Genomic DNA, 18,911 nt, shown 5'->3' on the forward strand with positions numbered 1-18,911 from the left:
AGCGTGGACCGGTGGGTGCGCCTATGGTGGGCAGCGCCATGTGCGGGAGCTCGGGCGGACCGGGCTGAGAGGGCGACTGGACGCGTCGCCGACCGCTGGAACCTGACCGGGTAATGCCGGCGTAGGGAGCGACCATGAGCACCTCGGGCGACGTCCGTACCAGCACGTCCACCGGGGACGCGCCCCTCACCCTCACCGAGGCCCCCGCCGCCACCCTCGGCCTGCGCGACACGTTCGGCCTGTGGGCCAACCTCGGCGTCAGCCTGCTGCTGCCGGTCGCCGCGGTGTTCGTCGTCCTCCCGGGCCGGCCACTGTCGACGACGATCGGCGCGATCGTCGTCGGCGCCACGATCGGCGCCGTCCTCCTCGGGCTGGCCGCCGCGGCCGGTGCCCGGGAGCGGGTCCCGACGATGGTGCTGCTGCGCGGGCTGCTCGGGCGGCACGCCTCCGCGCTGCCCACCGCGCTGAACCTCGTGCAGTGCGTCGGCTGGGCCACCTTCGAGATCGTGATCATCGCCGAGGCGGCGTCGCGGGTCCTCGACGCGCCGCGCTGGCCGTTCGTGCTCGTCGCCGGCGGACTGGCCACCGCGATGGCGCTCCGCCCGCTCGGCGTCGCCCGGGTGCTGGCCCGCTACGCCGTCTGGGCGGCGCTGGCCGCCGTCGTCTACCTGTTCGTCGAGGTGCTGGCCGAGCCGCTGCCGCCGCTCACCGAGGGCGCGGCGACGTCGTTCTGGACGGCGGCCGACATCGTCATCGCCCTGCCGGTCTCGTGGTTCCCGCTGGTCGCCGACTACACCCGGCACGTGCGCAGCGGGCGGGCGGCCTTCACCGGGGCGGCGGCCGGCTACGGCCTGGCCACCGTCGCGATGTTCACCCTCGGCGTCCTCGCGCTGGCCGCCTACGGCAGCTCCGGGCTCGACGTCATCGACGCGCTGCTCGCCGTTCCGCTCGGGGCGGGAGCCGTGCTGGTCCTCGTCTCCGTCGAGCTGGACGAGGCCTTCGCCAACGTCTACTCGACCGCGGTGTCGGCGCAGAACATCGTGGCCCGCGCCGACCGCCGGCTGCTCGCCGTGTGCGTCGGTGCCGCCGCCACGCTGCTGGCGCTGACCTTCGACATCGCCGCCTACGAGCCGTTCCTCTTCCTCATCGGCGCGATCTTCGTCCCGCTGGTCGGCGTCTTCGCCGTCGCCTACTCGCTCACCCCGCGCGGCGCCTGGGACACCTCCGACACCGCCCCTGCCCGGCCGCTGCTCCTGCTGCCGTGGTTCGCCGGCTTCCTCGCCTACCAGCTCACGCTGCCCACCTCCTTCTCCGGTCCGGGGGCGGGCTGGACGGCGTGGTGGACCGCCCGCCAGGCCGACCTCGGCATCGACCCGGCCAACGGCTGGTCGGCGTCCCTCGTCAGCCTGGCGGTCGCGGCCTCCCTCACCGCGCTGGTCCGCCTGCCGGCGGTGCTGAGGGGCGGGCGGTCGTGAGCGACGTCGCGGTCGCCGGCGGCGGGCTCATCGGGCTGTCCACCGCCTGGCGGGCGGCCCAGCGCGGCCTGTCGGTCACCGTCGTCGACGACTCCCCCGGCACCGGCGCATCGGCCGCCGCGGCCGGGATGCTCGCCCCGGTCACCGAGGCCGGCTACCGCGAGGAGGCGCTGCTGCGGCTGGGCCTGGCATCGGTCGAGCGCTGGCCGGCCTTCGCCGCGGACGTCGAGCGGGCCGGCGGCACCCCGGTCGGGCTGCGCACCGCCGGCACCCTGGTCGTCGGCTTCGACGAGGACGACGTCCGCGAGCTCACCGCGCTGCACGCCTACCAGCGGGAGCTGGGCCTCGACGCCGAGCGGCTGACCCCGCGGGAGGCCCGCCGCCGCGAGCCGTCGCTGACCCCGCGGGTCCGCGGCGGACTGCTGGTCGCCGGCGACCACTCCGTCGACGGTCGGGCCCTGCACGCGGCCCTGCTGCGGGCCGCCCAGGACGCCGGGGTGCGCCTGGTACGCGACCGGGTCACCGCACTGCGGGTCGACGGCGGCCGGGCGGTGGGGCTGGAGACGGCCGACGGCGGCACCGTCGCGGCGGGGACGGTCGTCCTGGCGCTCGGCGCGCACAGCGGCGCGCTGCCCGGGATGCCGCCGCTGCCGGTGCGCCCGGTCAAGGGCCAGATCCTCCGGCTGGCCGGCGCGGGCGACCTGCTCGAGGGCACGGTGCGCGCGGTGGTCCGCGGCCGGCAGGTCTACCTGGTGCCCTACGCGGGCGACCGGCTGATCGTCGGCGCGACGACCGAGGACCGCGGCTTCGACCCGACCGTCACCGCCGGCGGGGTGCACGACCTGCTGCACGACGCGATCGACGTCGTCCCCGGGATCAGCGAGCTGGAGCTGGTCGAGACGCTGGCCCGGTGGCGACCGGGCACCCCGGACAACGCCCCGCTGCTGGGCCCCGGCCCGCTGCCCGGCCTGGTGCTGGCCACCGGGCACCACCGCAACGGCGTGCTGCTCACCCCGGTGACCGCGGAGGTCACCGCCGAGCTGCTGGCCACCGGCGTCCTGCCCGAGGTCGCCGTCCCCTTCACCGCCGACCGCTTCGGGAGGTAGCCGTCGTGCAGATCACCGTCAACGGCGAGGACACCGAGCTGGCCGAGGACGCCACCGTGGCCGACCTGGTCGCCACCCGCCGCGGCGGGCACGACCGGGTCGCCGTGGCGCTCAACGGCGACGTCGTCCCCCGCAGCAGCTGGCCGGCCACCCGGCTCTCCCCCGGCGACACCCTCGAGGTCCTCGCGCCCACCGCAGGAGGCTGACCATGTCCACGTCCGAGCTCGCACCCGCCCTCGCCCGCGAGGAGGCGGCCGACCCGTTCGGGATCGCCGGCGAGACCTTCACCTCCCGGCTGCTGCTGGGCACCGGCGGCGTGCCCAGCCTGGAGACCCTCGAGGCGGCGGTGCGGGCCTCGGGCACCCAGCTGGTGACGGTCGCGCTGCGCCGGGTGGAGGCGTCGTCGAGCGCGTCGATGCTCGAGGTGCTCGACCGCTGCGGGGTGCGGCTGCTGCCCAACACCGCCGGGTGCCGCACCGCCCGCGAGGCCGTGCTCACCGCGCGGCTGGCCCGCGAGGCGTTCGGCACGCCGTGGGTCAAGCTCGAGGTGATCGGAGACGAGCACACCCTGCTGCCCGACGCCGTGGAGCTGCTGGACGCCGCCGAGCAGCTGGTCGCCGACGGCTTCACCGTGCTCGCCTACACCACCGACGACCCGATCCTGGGCCGTCGGCTGGCCGACGCCGGGTGCGCCGCGGTCATGCCGCTGGGCTCGCCGATCGGCAGCGGGCTGGGCATCCGCAACCCGCACAACATCGCGCTGCTGCGCGAGGGCGTCGACGTCCCGGTGGTGCTGGACGCCGGTATCGGCACCGCCTCGGACGCCGCGCTGGCGATGGAGCTGGGCTGCGACGCGGTGCTGCTGGCCTCCGCGGTCACCCGCGCCCGCGACCCCGAGCGGATGGCACTGGCCATGCGGCAGGCGGTCGAGGGCGGCCGGCTGGCGAAGCTCGCCGGCCGGATCCCGCGCCGCTGGCACGCCGAGGCATCGACGTCCTTCGAGGGCCTGCCGGAGTTGTGAGCGAGCTCGCGAGCTCGACGGACAGCACAGCACGCCTGCCGCGGCTGCTCGTCGTCACCGACCGGACGCAGGCGGCCGGGCCGCTGGCCGCCGTCGTGGCCGCCGCCGTCGACGCCGGGGCCCGAGCCGTGGTCCTGCGGGACCGGGACCTGCCCGCCGACGAGCGCGCCGACCTCGCCGCGGAGCTGCTGTCGGTGCTCGACCCGGTGGGCGGCCTGCTGGTCACCGCCGGGGCGGGTGGCGACGGCGCGGTCCACCTGGCCGCGGCCGAGCCGTTCCCCGACCCGCGCCCGGCGCTGGTCGGCCGCTCCTGCCACTCGGCCGCCGAGCTGGTGCAGGCCCGCGCGGAGGGCTGCGACTGGGCCTTCCTCTCCCCCGTGTTCCCCACGGCGTCCAAGCCCGGCTACGGCCCGGCCCTCGGCGTGGCGGGGTTCGCCCGCCTGCAGCCCCTCGGGCCCCCGGTGTACGCGCTCGGTGGGGTCGGCCCGGACGACGTCCCCGCGCTGCTCGCCGCCGGCGCGCACGGGGTCGCGGTCATGGGCCCGGTCATGCGCGACCCGTCCATCACCCGGGACTACCTGGCGGCCCTGGCCTGACGCTCGGACCGCCCACCGGCCGCCGTGCCCGGGTGGCGACTCCCTGTGACCCCTGTCTCACGATGTTTGGGGCCGCCCCGGCAGACCCATATGCAGGTGTTCGGCTCGCCCGCGGGCCGTCGGTCGGTCGCGCCCGCCGGGCGAGGGCCAGGGTGCGCCTCCGGGCGGGAACGAGCACGTGAGGTGACCACGGCGTGACAGGCGACACGGCCCGGGCGCTCTGGCCGGCCGCCCGGCCGCCGGCGGCTCCCGACCGCTTCGCCTGGGACCTCGGGTCCGTGGCCGAGCTGCCCGTCGTCCGCGCCGAGGTGCGGGCCCACCTCTCCGCCCCGGGGCTTGCCGACCTGCGCGACCGGCTGGTCCTGGCCCTCGACGAGATGGCCTCCAACGCACTGCGGCACGGCGGGGGCCACGTCCGCGCCTCGGTGCGTCCCCTCCCCGACGCCTGGCTGATCGAGGTCCGCGACGGCGCTCCGGGCACCCCGCCGTCCCCCGCCGTCGGCCGCGACCCCAGCGAGGGCGGCCTCGGGCTCTACCTGATCGCCGAGCTGGCCACCGACCACGGCTGGTACGTCACCGCCGGCGCCAAGCACGTCTGGGCCGTGCTCGCGCCCTGACCGGCTCCTGGCGCCGTCCGGATCGCGCCGGGAAGTGCTGACCGGTAGGACAGGGGGCGGGACGCCGGCCCTCGGCGTCCGGCCCGTTCCCGGACGACGCAGGCGAGGACCGCAGGTGAGCGCCCCGACCCTCGACACCGAACCGTGGCTGGTCCGCGAGCCGCACGTGGACCTCGAGACGCTCGGCGTCACCGAGTCGGTCTTCAGTCTCTCCAACGGCTATCTCGGGATCCGGGGGACCCTCGACGAGGTCGAGCCCTTCGGCATGCGTGGCACCTACCTGTCCGGGGTCTACGAGACGCACCCGCTGTCCTATCCCGAGGGCGGCTACGGGCACCCCGAGGTGGGGGAGGCGCTGCTCACCGTCGCCGACGGCACGCCGCTGCGCCTGCTGGTCGACGGGATCCCGCTCGACGTGCGCGAGGTCCGGCCGCAGGTCCACGAACGCACGCTGGACCTGCGCGCCGGCACCCTCGACCGCCGCGTGCGCTGGACGGCGCTGTCGGGCACGACGATCGAGGTGTCCTCGCGGCGGGTCGTGTCCCTCGCGGAGCGGTCGGTCTGCGCGGTGCGGTACGAGGTCCGCGCCCTGGACGGGCCCGCGCACGTCGTCGTGCGGTCCGAGCTGGTCGCGGGGGAGATCACGCCCACGGGCGTGGAGAACGACGACCCGCGCGTCGCGGAGGCCCTGGACTCCGCCTTCGAGACGCTCGCCACCGCTCGCGAGGCGAGCGGTGGCGCCTTCGCGTCACGGACCCGCCGGTCGGGCATCACGGTCGCCGCTGCGGTCAGCCACGACGTCGACGGCGGGCGGGTGAGCACGCACGACGACCGGCACCGGGTCGTCACCACGGTCGCCGCCGACCTGCACGCCGGCGAGAGCGTCTCGATCGTCAAGTTCGTCGGGTACAGCTGGTCGTACGACGCCGGACCGGATTCCGTCGTCGGGGAGGCGTCGGCAGCCGTGAGCTCCGCACTCGACCTCGCGTGGGAGGGTCTGCTCGCCGGGCAGCGTGCCGTGCTCGACGAGCTGTGGGCGACGGCGGACGTCGAGGTCGACGGCGACCCCGAGCTCCAGCAGGCGCTGCGCTACACCATCTTCCAGCTCTGCTGCTCCGCCGCCTGCATCTCCGATGCCCCCGTCGGCGCCAAGGGCCTGACCGGCATGGGGTACAGCGGCCACACGTTCTGGGACGTCGAGGGGTTCGTCCTGCCCGCCCTGACGCTGCTGCGCCCGGACGCGGCCGCACGCCTGCTGCGGTGGCGGGCGGAGACGATCGACTCCGCCCGGGAGCGCGCCCGGACGCTGGGCCTGGCGGGCGCGGCCTTCGCGTGGCGCACGATCACCGGGCGTGAGGTCTCCGCGTACTGGCCCGCGAGCACGGCGGCGATGCACGTCAACGCCGACGTCGCCCGCGCCTTCTGGCTCTACCAGAACGTCACGGGGGCGGACCTCGACTCGGTCGGGGGCCTGGCGGTGCTGGTCGAGACGGCGCGGTTGTGGATGTCGTTGGGCCACGAGGACGCGGCCGGCGGCTGGCACCTGTTCGGCATGACCGGGCCGGACGAGTACACCGGCGTCGTCGACGACAACGTCTTCACCAACCTCATGGCCCGGGCCAACCTCCGGCGCGCCGCCGACGCGTGCCGGCGGCTGCAGGCGCGCGCCGCGGAGCTGGGCGTGGACTCCGCCGAGACCGCCGCCTGGCGGGCGGCGGCGGAGGCCGTCCACGTCCCGTGGGACGAGGGCCTGCGCGTGCACCCGATGAAGGACAACTTCACGGCCTACGAGGAGTGGCCGTTCGAGGACCGGCGGGACGCCTACCCCGTCCAGCAGCACCACCACTACGCCGCGTTCTACCGGCGGCAGGTGCTCAAGCAGGCCGACCTCGTCCAGGCGCTGTGGTGGTGCCGGGACGAGTTCACGGCCGAGGAGGTGGCGCGCGACCTCGACTACTACGAGGCGCGCACCGTGCGGGACTCCTCGCTGTCGGCCGCGGTGCAGGCGGTCGTGTGCGCCCAGGCGCAGCACCCCGACCTCGCCCTGCGCTACCTGCGGGAGGCCGCCCTCGTGGATCTGCGCGACGTCCAGGGCGGAACCGCCGAGGGGCTGCACCTGGCCTCGGTGGGCGGGGCGTGGCTGGCGTTCGTCGCCGGTCTCGGCGGGCTGCGGGAGGACCACGAGGACCTCGAGCTCGCGCCGCTGCTGCCGTCCTCGCTCTCCCGCACCGCCTACTCCGTCACCTGGCGCGGCAGGCTGCTCCGCGTCGAGACGACGCGGCAGGGCACCACGGTCACGCTGGTGCGCGGCGGGGAGCCGGTGACCGTCGTCGTGGACGGTGCCGCGCTGTCGGTCACGGCCGCCGCCCCCGTCTCCGTGCCGCTGCGTGCCCCCACCCCGCTGCTCGACGAGCCGAGGCAGCCGGTCGGTCGCGAACCGCGCGCGTGAGGGCGTGCCCACGCGTCGACCGCGGGTGCGTACCAGCGGATGGCCCCGTCCCGTAGCCCCGGCGTGCCCTGAGCTCGTGAGCGGCGGGGGTCCTCGATCAGCCCTGCGGGTGCAGGCGGATCGCCACCAGCGCGATGTCGTCCTGCAGCCCCTCGGGGCGCAGCCGCTCGATGAGCGCGTCGCACAGCTGCTCCAGCGGCTGGTCGCCGAGGTCGGCCAGTGCGGCGCGCAGCCGGCCGATGCCCTCGTCCAGCGGGAGGTCGCGGCCCTCCACCAGGCCGTCGGTGTAGAGCAGCAGGGTCGCCCCGCGGCGCACGGTGACCACGCTCTCGGTGCGCCGCGCCGCCGGGTCGACGCCGAGCATCAGGTCCGACCGTTCGGCTCCCAACGCCTCCACCCGGCCGTCGGTGTGCAGCACCAGCGGCGGTGGGTGCCCGGCGTTGGACCAGCGCAGCGTGGTGAGCCCGGCGTCCCGCTGCTCGGGGGTCTGCTCCACCCGGGCCACGGCCGCGGTCGCCATCGTGCGCATGCCGAGCCCCTGCACGGCGCGGTCGAGGTCGCTGAGCACCTGCGCCGGCCCGACGCCGGCCCGGTAGGCGATGCCGCGCAGCAGCCCGCGCAGCTGGCCCATCGACGCCGCGGCCTCGGTGTCGTGGCCGACGACGTCCCCGATGACGAGCATCGTCGTGCCCGCCGGCTGGACGAAGGCGTCGTACCAGTCGCCGCCGACCTGGGCGACCTCCACCGCCGGCCGGTAGCGGACGACGATCTCGGCGGAGTCCGGCGTCGGCGGGGCGCTGAGCAGGCTGCGCTGCAGGCCCTCGGCCAGCCGGCGCTGCTGCTCGTAGAGACGGGCGTTGTCCAGCGCCAGCGCGACGCGCGCGGCGACCTCCTGGGCGGTGGCGACGTCGTCCTCGTCCGCGGCGAGCCGGCCGGCGGAGCGGTAGACGCTCAGCGCACCGAGCGTGCGCCCGCGGGCGGCCATCGGCAGCGTCACCGCCGTGCGCGGGTCGAGGGCCCAGAACACGTCGCTCACCTCGCCCGGGGGCAGGGTGCGCCCGACGGCCGCGCCCACGTCGGGGACGGTCAGCGTCCGGCCCGAGGCCAGCGCCCGCAGGATCGGGGCGTCGGGCTGCAGGGCGGCCAGGCGCAGCTCCGCGTAGCGCGCGACCGTCGCCCGCAGCGTCGGATCGGTGTGCCAGCTGCCGACGTCGCGCATCCGGCCGTCCTCGCCGGTGAGGCTGACGATCACCCAGTCCCCCAGCACGGGGACGACGGCCTCGGCCAGCCGCTGCAGCGCGGCGTCCTCCCCCGCACCGGAGCCCAGGCTCTCGCCGGTCACCGCGCCCGCCTCGGCGATCAGGGCCAGCCGGGCGGCGCTCACCCGGGCCCGCTCCTCGGCAGCCCGGCGCTCGGTGACGTCGAGGAAGTAGACCGACAGCCCGTCGGGCCCCGGCCACGCCCGGACCTCGTACCAGGCGTCCAGCGGCGCCGGGTAGTAGGCCTCGAACACGCGCTCGCGCCCGGTGGCCGCCGCCCCGCGGTAGTGCACCTCGAAGTCGCTGCCCACGGCGGCGGGGAAGAGCTGCCAGATGTCGCCGTCCAGCAGGTCGCCGCGCGAGCGCTGCAGCACCCGCTCGGCCTCGCCGTTGACGTAGGTGAACCGCCAGTTCCGGTCGAGGGCGAAGAACGCGGCGTTCATCGACTCGAGCACCCGGGCCACCCGGGCGTCGGCCCGGCGGTGCTCGGTCGTGTCGTACGCCGCGCCGAGCAGGCGGACGGCGATCCCGCTCTCGTCGGCCAGCGCCCGGCCCCGGCCCTGCACCCAGCGCGTCCCCCCGGTGGGCAGGACGACCCGGAACTCGGCGTCGTACTCCCCGCAGGTGTCGATCGCGTGCTGCAGCGCGGCCACGGTGCGGGGCGCGTCGTCGGGGTGCAGCCGCTCGACGAACGCGTCGATCGTCCCGGGCCAGCCGGCCCGGTCGTAGCCGAACATCTGGAGCAGCCGGTCGTCCCACGCCAGCCTGCGCGAGACCAGGTCCCAGTCGAAGCTGCCGATCCCGGCCGCGTCGATGGCCAGGTCGAAGCGCAGGCGGGTGGCCGCCACCTCCGGATCGGGGTCCCCGGTCTCCGCCGCCGTCCGATCCAGGTTCACGGTCGACTCACTCGCATCCTCGGGGCGGGCACGGACGACGGGACTCCGTCCGTGTTACCCGGTCGGTGCACCGGGACGCGCACTCCTTTTGTCTCACGCCCGAGGGTTCGGGGCCACCCGTTGTGCCAGATGTGACACCTGGTGTTGCACACAGCAGACACGGGACGGCCGACGGCGGGCGCCCCGGTCCGGGGGGCGCCCGCCGTCGGCGGGAGGGGACGGCGGGGTCCCGTGCGGAGCTCGTCCTGCGGCGCACTGCCTCCGGGCCGCGTGCCCGGGCGGTTCCCTGCGGTCGACTCCCGGCACCGGCGAGCGGCCGGCGACCCGGCCCCGGACGGCACCCGGCCAGGTCGGTGCCGGTCAGAGACCCGGGGGAACGGGTACCGGCGCGGACCTGTCGTCCCGTCGGACGGTCTCCGTCGCCGGACAGCCGTGCCGCTCGCGGTCGCCGCCTCCCGGGAGGGTCCGCGCGCTGCGTGGGGCGCAGTCGGCGGGGGGTCGAGGCGGGTACCGGTGGAGCAGGGACGTCTGGGCGGCGGGAGGACTCCCGTCGGGGGACAGCCAGGGGCGGTGCGGGGGCGGTCGGGAGGAGCGAGGACCACCGGGCTCCGGTCGCGGCCACCGGAGGAGGCGGTGGCGGCGGCCGTGGCCGGGAGGCGGTGCGGAGGACGGGGCCCTTTCTCAGCCAGATGGCTGTCCCCGGGCCGGAGGAGGTCGCGGGTCACCGCGCGCCCGGGCCGGGGCGGAGGCCCGTGCGGCTCCCGGCGGGCTGCTCCCCTGCGCGGTCCTCGGTGCGGGGACGGGCCGCGGTGCCGGCACCTGCCGGGCGAGCGGGGCGACCACCGGGACGCGGGCGGAGGCGGCCGGCCAGGGGTACCGGGCCGGACGGAGCGCCGCGGCGGGGGAAGGCGCCGCGGGCCGGATCGTGGGCGTGTTCGGCAGTTCGGTCAGCACCACCGGGCCGTCGGGGCGGGGTGCCGGGGCGGTCGCGGCCGGGCGGCCCCACGCCAGGTGGGCGCCGTCGGGGCCGGCGCCCCAGAGCGCCAGCCGGCGGACCAGGCCCCGCACCCGGGCGCGCAGCCCCGGCCGCGGCGCCGGGGCAGCAGCCGGCGCGGTCCAGGCCGGCGCGGTCCAGGCCGGCGCAGCCGGGGCCGGGGGCACCGGCCGGGGGCGCGCGGCCGGCACGGGGACCGGCCGGACGGCGGCCGGCCGGGAGGCGCCGCTGGTGCGGTGCACGGCCGCGCGGCGGGGGCGCGGCCCGCGCCGCGCGGGCAGCGGTTCGGCCCGGTCCAGGACGTCGAGCAGACCGCCGAGGGTCAGGTCGTCCGTCGTGCGCGAGGAACGCGGGGACGGTGCCCGGTCGTTCGCCATGACGTCCTCCTGGAGGTGGTGCCGCAGCCGGGGAAGGTGCTGCGGACAACGAGAACGGTAGGGACGACGGCACCTCGCGACGGCCTCCTGCGACACCTCCCGGAGGGCGCGTGACCGAACCGTTGCGACGGCCGTCCGCGGCGGCCGGTGACCCCCCTCGGCGGGCGACCCCTTGTCGACACGATCACCGCTCCCGAGCGTGGAAGGTGCTGGCCAGGGCGTCGGTCACCCCGGGACGCGACCCGACGCGCCCGGCGTGTCGGATCCGGGACGCACCGGTCGACGCGGAGTTGCCGGGCGCGGTGGGGCTGCTGCTCCTGTTCATCCTCGGCGACGTCCTGGGTGCCGGGGTCTACGCGCTGGCCGGTGAGGTGGCCGCCGAGGTCGGCGGGGCGATCTGGGTGCCGCTGCTGGTCGCGCTGCTCCTGGCCCCTGCTGACCGCCGCGTCCTACGCGGAGCTGGCCACGAAGTACCCGCGCGCCGGCGGGTCGGCGGTGTACGCCGAGCGGGCGTTCCGGCAGCCGCTGGTCGCCTTCCTCGTGGGCTTCAGCATGCTGCTGGGACGCCGTCCGAGCGCGGATGGGGGCGCTCCGCGCGACTGACAGGATCGGCAGCCGTGGCGACCCCCCTCGTGATCGACACCGACCCCGGCATCGACGACGCCCTGGCGATCCTGCTGGCGCTGGCCAGCCCGGAGGTGGACCTGCGCCTGGTCACCACGGTGCACGGCAACGTCGAGCTGGCGCAGACCACCGACAACGCCCTGCGGGTGCTGCACCTGGCCGGGCGCTCCGACGTCCCGGTGGCCGCCGGGGCCCGCGACTCGCTGGTGTACCGGCAGCCCGAGCGGGCCGGCCACGTGCACGGCGGGACCGGCCTGGGCGGCGTCCGGCTGGAGCCCTCGCCGGCCGCGCCGGACCCGCGCCCGGCGGTGGTCGCGCTGGCCGAGGTGCTGCTGGCCGCGGAGGCGCCGGTGACGGTGGCCGCGATCGGGCCGTGGACCAACGTCGCGCTGCTGCTGGCCACCTACCCCGAGGCCGCCGAGCGGATCGGCCGGCTGGTGCTCATGGGTGGCTCGGCCGCGCGCGGCGGCAACGTGACCGCGGCCGCGGAGTTCAACGTGTGGGCCGACCCGGAGGCCGCCCAGCGGGTGCTGGGCTCCGGCGTCCCCGCCGTGCTGGTCGGGCTGGACGTCACGCTGCCCACCGTGCTCGACGACGACGGCATCGCCCGGTTCGCCGCGGCCGGCCCGGTCGGGGAGGCCGCCGCCGCGATCCTGCAGCAGTACGTCGACCACGCCCGCACCAGCTACGGCACCTCGGGCGTCGTCCTGCACGACGCGCTGGCGCTCACCGAGGCGATCGTGCCGGGCACGCTGGGCACGGTGCGGCGGGACGTCGTGGTCGACACCACCCTCGGGGCCGGCCGCGGGCAGACGCTGGTGGACCGGCGCACGGTCTCGGACTCCCCCACCGCGGTGGAGGTGGCCGAGACGGTCGACAGCGCCGCGGCGGTGGAGTTCCTGGTCAGCCGCATGGCGGCGCTGACCCGATCGGCCGGCTAGCGGACGCGACCCTCGCGGGTGCCGTCCACGATGGCCTGGGCGATCTCCCGCAGTTTGCGGTTGTAGCGCTGCGAGGCCTCCCGCAGGAGCTCGAACGCCGCGTCGGCATCCACGTGCCGCTGCGCCATGAGCACGCCCTTCGCCTGCTCGATCACCGCACGCGACTCCATCGCCAGCCGCATGTTGCGGGCGTGGTCGGCGAGCCGGTGGTGCGCGTCGGCGTTGGCGACCGCGACCGCGACCGCCTCGGCCACCGCCGTCGCCACCTCCTCCGACTCCGGCGCGGCGAAGGCGGCCAGCTGCGACGAGTAGACGTTGAGCGCCCCGATCGTGCTGCCCTGGTAGGGCAGCGGCATCGACAGCGAGCTCCGGACGCCGACGCCGACGACCCGGGCGGTGTAGTCGGGGTAGCGCTGCTCGGCGCGCATGTCGTCGATCCGGATCACGACGCCGGCGCGACCGGCGTCCATGCAGGGCCCGTGGCCGCGCTCGTACTGCATCTCGTCGGCGGCCAGGGCCATCTCCCCGGTGTGCGCGGCGGTGAACGCCCGGTCGCCGCGGACCAGCGTGATCGAGGTCGACTCCGCGCCCGGGATGGTGCGGGCGGCGATGCCGGTCACCTCCCCCAGGACGTCGTCGAGGGGACGGTCGGCCCACACCACCTGGCTCAGGTCGCGCCACAGGTCCTGCACGCGGCCAGTGTGCTCCCGACCGGCGCCGTCCGGGGGCCGGATCCGGCCTCGGGGGTCCGCCGCTGCAGGAAACGGCCCTTTCGGTCAGGATGGGGTGGAGGGCCGGCCGTGGGTTCCACCCGGCCCACTCGCCCAGCGACGGCGGAGGAGGTTTGCCTTGGGCCAGGAGCCGTGGCCGCACGCACCCGTGCCGTCTCTCGGGGGCGACGTGTGGCACTGGCAGCTCGAGGCGATGCACGTCGTCTCCCGGGTCCGGGCGGACCTGCGCGCCAGGATCGCCCACCCCTCGGTCTGCTCGACCTCGACCGACGACGCGCGAGACGGGCTGCTGCTGGTCTTCGAGGAGCTGGCGTCCAACGCGCTGCGCCACGGCGGCGGCGCGGTGCGCGCGCTCGTCGTCGCGGGCACCGACGGCTGGCTGCTCGACCTCAGCGACGAGGCGCCCGACCGCCCACCCGTGCCCGCCGTCGACCGCGACCCGGCGCTGGGTGGCATGGGCCTGCACCTGGTCGCCCAGCTCTCCACGTCCTACGGCTGGGAGAGCCGTCCCGGCCGCAAGCACGTCTGGGCGCTGCTGCCCAACGGCCTGCACCCGCTGGAGCCCGTGCAGGACCGGGTGCCCGAGCCGCGGGCACCCGAGGTCCCCCGCAGCACCGACTGAGCTCGGGGAGCCCGGCGCCGGAGGCCGGAGTCGGCCGTCACCGGCCCTCCGGCACTCACCTCCCCGCCCGGGTCACCGCCGTGCAGTAGCGGTGGTGGCCCTCGCGCACCTCCGCCATCGGCGCGAGCACCTCCTCCTGCACCACGACGTCCACCGCCGCGTACAGCCGCTGCTCGGCCCGCCGCGCCCGCCGCCGCGCGCGCAGCCCGACCAGGGGCCGGGCGACCAGTGCCAGCAGCGCCCCGGCCAGCAACCCGCCGACCAGCAGCAGCGTGGGCAACGGCAGCCCCTCCACCCGGGGCAGCGGGACGACGTCGTCGAGCTGGAAGAAGCCCAGGACCACCAGGGCCAGCAGCCACAGCGCCCCCGCCAGCGCGACCAGGGTGAGCAGCCACTGCAACCCGCCGACCGCCCGCTGCCACAGCGGGGTGCGCGGCGGGCCGAGGTCGGTGCCGGCGACGGCCCGGTCGAGCCGGTCGGCCAGCTGCTCCTCCGACACCTCGACGGTGCGCCGCAGCTCGTCCCGCCACGCCTGCGGCAGGCCCTCGCCGGCGGCATCCCGTGCCGCGCGCACCGCCCGGGTCACCCCGGCCCGTTGCACCGCGCCGGCGGCCGGCAGCGACGTGCGGGCCACCGCCGCCCCGTCGTCGCCCGTGCCCTGTCCCAGGTGCAGCCGCTCCAACGGGTCGGGGCGCAGCCTCCGGGTCCAGCGCACCAGCGGCCAGCCGGTGGCCGCCGTCCCGCTGCGGCGCACCGACCGCTCGACGGCGGCGGTGACCGCGGGCACCCCGGCCGCGTCGGCCAGCGCGTCGGTGAGCTGCTCCCGCTCCGCCCGGCCCACACCTCCCCCGCCGTCCGGAGCGCAGTGCGCCGCCAGCGCCGTGGCGACCCCCCGGACGTCGGCGGCGAGCCGGTCGGTCGCCGCCCGCCGGGCCGTCACCCGCTTGGCCAGGTCGGCGCGCAGCTCGCCGAGGCCGGTGCCGGTGCGCGCCGAGACGGCCAGCAGCGGCGTGTCCGCCAAGCCCTCGCGGTCGAGCAGCCCGCGCAGGTCGGCCAGGCAGGCCCGCGCGGCCGCGGCGTCGAGCCGGTCGACCTGGTTGAGGACGACGAGCAGCACGCCCGCGTGCCCGGCCAGCGGCACCACGTAGCGCTCGTGGACGGCGGCGTCGGCGTACTTCTCCGGGTCCAGCACCCACACCAGCACGTCGACCAGCTGCACCAGCCGGTCGACCTCCAGCCGGTGCTCGAGCCGCACGCTGTCGTGGTCGGGGAGGTCCAGCAGCACCAGGCCGTCGAGCGCCGGCTCGGGAGGGTGCCGGTGCCGGCGGGGCACCTGCAGCCAGTCGAGCAGCCGGTCGGTCGCGTCGTCGGCGCCCCAGACGGTGGCGTGCGCGACGCCGGTGGTCGGCCGGCGGATGCCGGGGGTGCTCACCTCGCTGCCCGACAGCGCGTTGAACAGCGTGGACTTGCCGCTGCCGGTGGCGCCGGCCAGGGCGACCACGGTGGCGTCGCCGAGCGCCTCGCGGGCACCGGCCTTGGCGAGCAGGCCCCGGGCCGAGCCGAGCTCGGGCACCTCGAGGCGACCGTCGGCGACCTCGACCGCCTCGCGCAACGCCGCCAGCCGGTCGGCCAGCGGCGGCGTCCGTCCCCTCATGCCCGGTCCCGGGCCGCGGTCAGCGCGGCCGCGGCGGCCTGCAGGTCGGCGGCGGCGTCCGGGGTGGGCCCGGTCTCGTCGACGAGGACGTCGAACCGGTCCTGCTCGTAGCGCAGCAGGGCGTCGGCGCGGGCCTGCAGGTCCTCCCGGGCGCGGGCGGCCAGCGAGCGCACGGCCGCGTCGCCGAACACCGCCTCCAGCAGCCGCTGGCCGAGCGCCGTCGTTCCGCCGGCCACCGCGACCTCGCCGCCGGTGAGCCCGCCGGTGTGCGCGAAGACGGCCACCATGACGACGGCGCCGGCGCCGTTGACGCCCCAGGAGAGCACCCGGGCGCGGGTGCGCTTGTCGGCGCCCTGGTCGCGGACCAGGTCGAGCACGTAGCCCTGCCAGTCGCGGACCTGCGCCGCGGCGGCCTCGGGGAAGTCCGGCGAGACCCGGTCGAGGTCGGTGTCGGCGGCCGCCAGCAGCGGTGCCCCGCCGGGCAGCGCGCGCCAGGTCGTGACGGTGCGCTCGGCGGCGCGGTCGGCCTCCGCGCGCAGCAGCGTCTCGACGCTGGTCTCCAGCGCGCCCTGCAGCTCGGCCGCCGGCGAGGGGCGGCCGGTGAGCGCGGCGGCGACCCGGTCCCGCATCCGGCCGATCGAGCTCTGCAGCGACCGCATCCACTCCCCGGTGCCGACGAACTCCTGCCACCGGGCCAACACCTCGCCGCGCAGCAGGCTGCCGCTGCGCACGCCCTCGTCGATGCCCTCGTAGGCCGCCGTGTAGGCCGCCGCCGCTGCCTCCCGCAGCGCGGTCGCGGCCAGCGCCTGCTCCTCGACCGCGGCGGCGATGCCGGCCACCCGGTCCTCCAGGCTGGCCAGGGCGCCGGTCAGCGTCTGCCGGACGACGGCGGCGCGCTGCTCCTGGTCGGCGGCGAGCGCGTGCAGCCAGCCGCGCAGCGGGGCGACCTGGTCCTCGGGCAGGAACCCGTCGACCAGCGGCCGCTCCTCGACGACGAACAGCCGCACCCCGGTCAGGCCCGCGCGGTCGAGCATCCCGGCCAGATCGGGCGCGATCTCGCCGGCGGCGCCGGGCGGCACCCGGTCCAGGACGACGGCCAGCGCGGTGCCGCGCTCCTGCGCCGTCCGCAGCACGTCCCACGGAACGGCGTCGGCGTAGCGGGCCGCGGTGGTGACGAAGACCCACAGGTCGGCGGCGGCCAGCAGCTGGGCGGACAGCTCGCGGTTGGTCTCCACCACCGAGTCGACGTCCGGGGCGTCGAGCAGCGCCAGGCCGGGCGGGACGTCGTCCCGCGGCACCAGCTGCAGCGTGCCGGGACCGCCGGCCCCGCCGGTGACCCGGGCGAGGCCGGGCAGCACCCGGTCGCCCTCGAAGGCCGCCACGTCGGTCCGGGCGCAGACCAGCACCGGCGCCCGGGTGGTCGGCCGCAGCACGCCCGGAGTGGTGACCGGCGCCCCGACGAGGCTGTTGACCAGGGTGGACTTGCCGGCCCCGGTGGAGCCGCCGACGACGGTGAGCAGCGGGGCGTCGAGGTCGCGCAGCCGGGGCAGCAGGTAGTCGTCGACCTGCTCGACCACCCCGCGGGCCGCGCGGCGGGCCGCTTCGCTGCCCGGCGTGGCCAGGCCGAGCGGAGCGGCCGCGACGGCGTCCCGCAGGGCCGTCAGGGCCTCGGGCAGGCGGGCGGGGGCGGTCACACCCCGGGGACTATCCCGCTGGTCGGGCTTCTAGTCGGACCGTCCCCCGTGAGACGTCACTCGTCGGCGTCGGCCTGCCGGGCGCGCTCGGCGCGCAGCTCCGCGAACACCCGCCGCCGCAGCCGGTCCCGCGTCTGCTCGGACGGGTTCCGGAGCTCCAGGGAGATCCACCAGCGGGCGCCGCGCACCAGCACGCGCACGATCCGGGCCGGCGCGATCAGCTCGCCGTCCTCCAGGTCGAGGGCGATCTCCGCGGGCAGGCCGGGCTCGGGGGGCAGCCCCCACCCGTCGACCAGGACGCGGCAGCCGGCCTCGCTGAGGTCGGCGGTCTCCCCCACCGTGTCGGTGCCGGCGACGTGCACCCGGATCGGCAGCTGCACGCCGGCGCGCACCGCCTGGCGGCGCTGGCTGGGCTCGGCCGGGCCGGTGACCCGCAGCTCCCAGCAGGCGTCGTCCTCGGACAGGACGGCCTCGACCGTGGTCGGCAGGGCCAGGCCGACCCCGAGCTCGCGCCAGAAGACCTCGACCCGGTCGCCCGCCTTGATGGCCCACGCCTTCGCGAGCTGGGGCGCGTCCGGGCGGACCACGAGTCTCGAGTCGGCCAGCGCGGCGCCCACGACGGTCTCGACCGACCCGGTCAGCGAGATCCCCTTCCTGATGGGGGTCAGCTGGACCTCGGTGCCTGTGGTCGGCCGGTCGCCGCCGACGTCGCTCATGGGGACCTCCCGGTTCCGTGCCTGCGGCGTCTCCGAGCAGGCGCCGCTGGTACATCGGCAGATCCCGCCCGACCTTGAGCCGCGCAGGCGGGCGCCCTCCCTCAGGAGGTGCGGGCACGCTCCTCGCGCATCGCCTGGAACACCCGGCGGCGCACCCGGTCCTGCTCCCTCTCGGGCAGGTCGAGGAAGCGCAACGAGACCCACCAGCGGGTCCCGCGGGTCTGGTGCCACACGACCTCGGCGCGCGACGTGACGTCGCCGTCCTCCAGGTGCACGGTCAGCGGAACGACGGTGCCCGGCAGCGGCGGGTGGCCGAAGCCCTCCAGGACGGCGCGGATGCCGCCCTCGCTGAGGTCGAGGACCCCGCCCCCCAGGTCGACCGAGTGGAGCACCGCGGTGACCGGCACCGCGAGGCGGGCGCGGACCGCCTCGCGCCGCTGGATCGGTTCCGCGGGCCCGGAGACGGTCAGGTGCCAGCGGGGGGCGGCGCCGCGCTCGACGGTGGCCACCTGCGCGGGCAACGCCCACACGCTGGAGGAGTCCCGCCAGATGACCTGCACGTGGTCACCGACCCGCACGACCTCCTGGTCGGCGAAGTCGCCGACCGAGGGGCGGACCACGATCGCCCCACTGGTGACGTCCTCGACGCGGGTGCTCACCGGGTACCGGTGGTCCCGCGGGGTCACCTCGGCCTCGTCGTCCACCTCCGGGCGGACGGCGCCAGCGGCGTCCATCGGGCTCCCCCCGGCTCGGTCCTGGCGATCGCGGCACGCTGCCGCGACGGAACGGTAACCCGATCAGGTGCGCGGCCCCCGCTCCGGTGCCCGTGTCCGTCCCCCGGCCGGGTGAGCCCCGCTGCCGGACCGGCTCCGCGCCGCGGCCCCGTTCCGAGCGGCCGCGTTCCGAGCGGCCGCGTTGCGAGCGGCCGCGTTGCGAACGGCCCCGTCCAGAGGCTCGCCGCGAGCCTGCGAGGGGTGGGGAGGACGGCGGCCCCCCTGCAGGGTCCCGCCGCGAGCTTGCGAGTGGCGGGGGGCAGGCGGGTCCTCTTCCAGGCGGAGTCCTCTGGCCTGACTCCGCGCCGCGGTCCGCTCCTCGCTCGCAGAGCTCGCTGCGATGCTCCCGCGGCTGTCGTCAGGCGG

17 protein-coding genes and 1 riboswitch are annotated in these 18,911 nt (G+C 77.0%); of the genes, 10 read left to right on the top strand and 7 right to left on the bottom strand.

What is annotated here, in order from left to right; translation table 11 throughout:
- The first annotated feature begins 32 nt into the window (after nt 1–32).
- Nucleotides 33–145, top strand: a riboswitch (TPP riboswitch).
- The 7 genes from BUB17_RS20190 to BUB17_RS20220 all read left to right on the top strand — a co-directional run bounded on the left by BUB17_RS20190 (nt 135) and on the right by BUB17_RS20220 (nt 7,264).
- Nucleotides 135–1,475 (top strand): purine-cytosine permease family protein, encoded by a 1,341-nt coding sequence (locus BUB17_RS20190; protein ID WP_072920480.1) that lies wholly within the window; start codon nt 135–137, stop codon nt 1,473–1,475. Its footprint overlaps the riboswitch before it by 11 nt.
- On the top strand, nt 1,472–2,581 hold the full coding sequence (gene thiO / locus BUB17_RS20195; RefSeq protein ID WP_072920481.1) for a glycine oxidase ThiO: 1,110 nt from the start codon (nt 1,472–1,474) through the stop codon (nt 2,579–2,581). The genes BUB17_RS20190 and thiO overlap by 4 nt, the downstream gene beginning before the upstream one ends.
- A 5-nt stretch (nt 2,582–2,586) precedes the next feature.
- Nucleotides 2,587–2,787, top strand: a complete 201-nt coding sequence (gene thiS, locus BUB17_RS20200; RefSeq protein ID WP_072920482.1) for a sulfur carrier protein ThiS — start codon at nt 2,587–2,589, stop codon at nt 2,785–2,787.
- A gap of 2 nt (nt 2,788–2,789) precedes the next feature.
- On the top strand, nt 2,790–3,602 hold the full coding sequence (locus tag BUB17_RS20205) for a thiazole synthase (RefSeq protein WP_072920483.1): 813 nt from the start codon (nt 2,790–2,792) through the stop codon (nt 3,600–3,602).
- On the top strand, nt 3,599–4,198 hold the full coding sequence (locus BUB17_RS20210; protein ID WP_072920484.1) for a thiamine phosphate synthase: 600 nt from the start codon (nt 3,599–3,601) through the stop codon (nt 4,196–4,198). Before BUB17_RS20205 ends, BUB17_RS20210 begins: the two co-directional genes overlap by 4 nt.
- Before the next feature lie 194 nt (nt 4,199–4,392).
- Entirely contained in the window at nt 4,393–4,815 is a 423-nt protein-coding gene (locus tag BUB17_RS20215) for an ATP-binding protein (RefSeq protein ID WP_072920485.1), read from the top strand.
- 115 nt (nt 4,816–4,930) lie between these two features.
- A complete protein-coding gene (locus tag BUB17_RS20220) occupies nt 4,931–7,264 on the top strand; it encodes a glycoside hydrolase family 65 protein (RefSeq protein WP_072920486.1) in 2,334 nt (777 codons plus the stop codon).
- 97 nt (nt 7,265–7,361) lie between these two features.
- Here the strand turns inward: BUB17_RS20220 and BUB17_RS20225 are convergent, their stop codons facing one another.
- Both BUB17_RS20225 and BUB17_RS20230 read right to left on the bottom strand, forming a co-directional pair.
- Nucleotides 7,362–9,419 (bottom strand): SpoIIE family protein phosphatase, encoded by a 2,058-nt coding sequence (locus BUB17_RS20225; protein ID WP_072920487.1) that lies wholly within the window; start codon nt 9,417–9,419, stop codon nt 7,362–7,364.
- A 681-nt stretch (nt 9,420–10,100) separates the two neighbouring features.
- Nucleotides 10,101–10,790 (bottom strand): hypothetical protein, encoded by a 690-nt coding sequence (locus tag BUB17_RS20230; RefSeq protein ID WP_072920488.1) that lies wholly within the window; start codon nt 10,788–10,790, stop codon nt 10,101–10,103.
- Between the two features lie 366 nt (nt 10,791–11,156).
- On the opposite strand from BUB17_RS20230, the gene BUB17_RS20235 reads away from it, so the two are divergent.
- Together BUB17_RS20235 and BUB17_RS20240 are read left to right on the top strand one after the other, a co-directional pair.
- Complete coding sequence (locus tag BUB17_RS20235) at nt 11,157–11,393, top strand: hypothetical protein (RefSeq protein ID WP_244277393.1); 237 nt, start codon at nt 11,157–11,159, stop codon at nt 11,391–11,393.
- A gap of 14 nt (nt 11,394–11,407) precedes the next feature.
- Nucleotides 11,408–12,355 carry a nucleoside hydrolase gene (locus BUB17_RS20240; protein WP_072920489.1) on the top strand — a complete coding sequence of 316 codons (948 nt, stop codon included), beginning with the start codon at nt 11,408–11,410 and terminating at the stop codon, nt 12,353–12,355.
- Here BUB17_RS20240 and BUB17_RS20245 read toward each other — a convergent pair.
- The gene (locus tag BUB17_RS20245; RefSeq protein ID WP_072920490.1) at nt 12,352–13,047 is read right to left on the bottom strand and encodes a GAF and ANTAR domain-containing protein; all 696 of its coding nucleotides are present in this window, start codon (nt 13,045–13,047) and stop codon (nt 12,352–12,354) included. The two genes, BUB17_RS20240 and BUB17_RS20245, sit on opposite strands and share 4 nt — an antisense overlap.
- A 157-nt stretch (nt 13,048–13,204) precedes the next feature.
- Between BUB17_RS20245 and BUB17_RS20250 the strand changes: the two genes are divergently transcribed.
- Nucleotides 13,205–13,708 (top strand): ATP-binding protein, encoded by a 504-nt coding sequence (locus tag BUB17_RS20250; protein WP_244277394.1) that lies wholly within the window; start codon nt 13,205–13,207, stop codon nt 13,706–13,708.
- A gap of 55 nt (nt 13,709–13,763) precedes the next feature.
- Here BUB17_RS20250 and BUB17_RS20255 read toward each other — a convergent pair whose 3' ends face one another.
- From BUB17_RS20255 to BUB17_RS20270, 4 genes are all read right to left on the bottom strand, one after another.
- Nucleotides 13,764–15,362 carry a GTPase gene (locus BUB17_RS20255; protein WP_072920491.1) on the bottom strand — a complete coding sequence of 533 codons (1,599 nt, stop codon included), beginning with the start codon at nt 15,360–15,362 and terminating at the stop codon, nt 13,764–13,766.
- Complete coding sequence (locus BUB17_RS20260) at nt 15,359–17,056, bottom strand: GTPase family protein (protein WP_072920492.1); 1,698 nt, start codon at nt 17,054–17,056, stop codon at nt 15,359–15,361. Before BUB17_RS20260 ends, BUB17_RS20255 begins: the two co-directional genes overlap by 4 nt.
- Nucleotides 17,057–17,112: 56 nt before the next feature.
- Nucleotides 17,113–17,772, bottom strand: a complete 660-nt coding sequence (locus tag BUB17_RS20265; protein WP_072920493.1) for a PilZ domain-containing protein — start codon at nt 17,770–17,772, stop codon at nt 17,113–17,115.
- 101 nt (nt 17,773–17,873) lie between these two features.
- Nucleotides 17,874–18,506, bottom strand: coding sequence for a flagellar brake protein (locus BUB17_RS20270; RefSeq protein WP_072920494.1), 633 nt, complete (start codon nt 18,504–18,506; stop codon nt 17,874–17,876).
- Nucleotides 18,507–18,911 lie beyond the last annotated feature (405 nt).

Source organism: Geodermatophilus obscurus (assembly GCF_900143215.1).
GTDB classification, from domain to species: Bacteria; Actinomycetota; Actinomycetes; order Mycobacteriales; family Geodermatophilaceae; genus Geodermatophilus; species Geodermatophilus obscurus_A.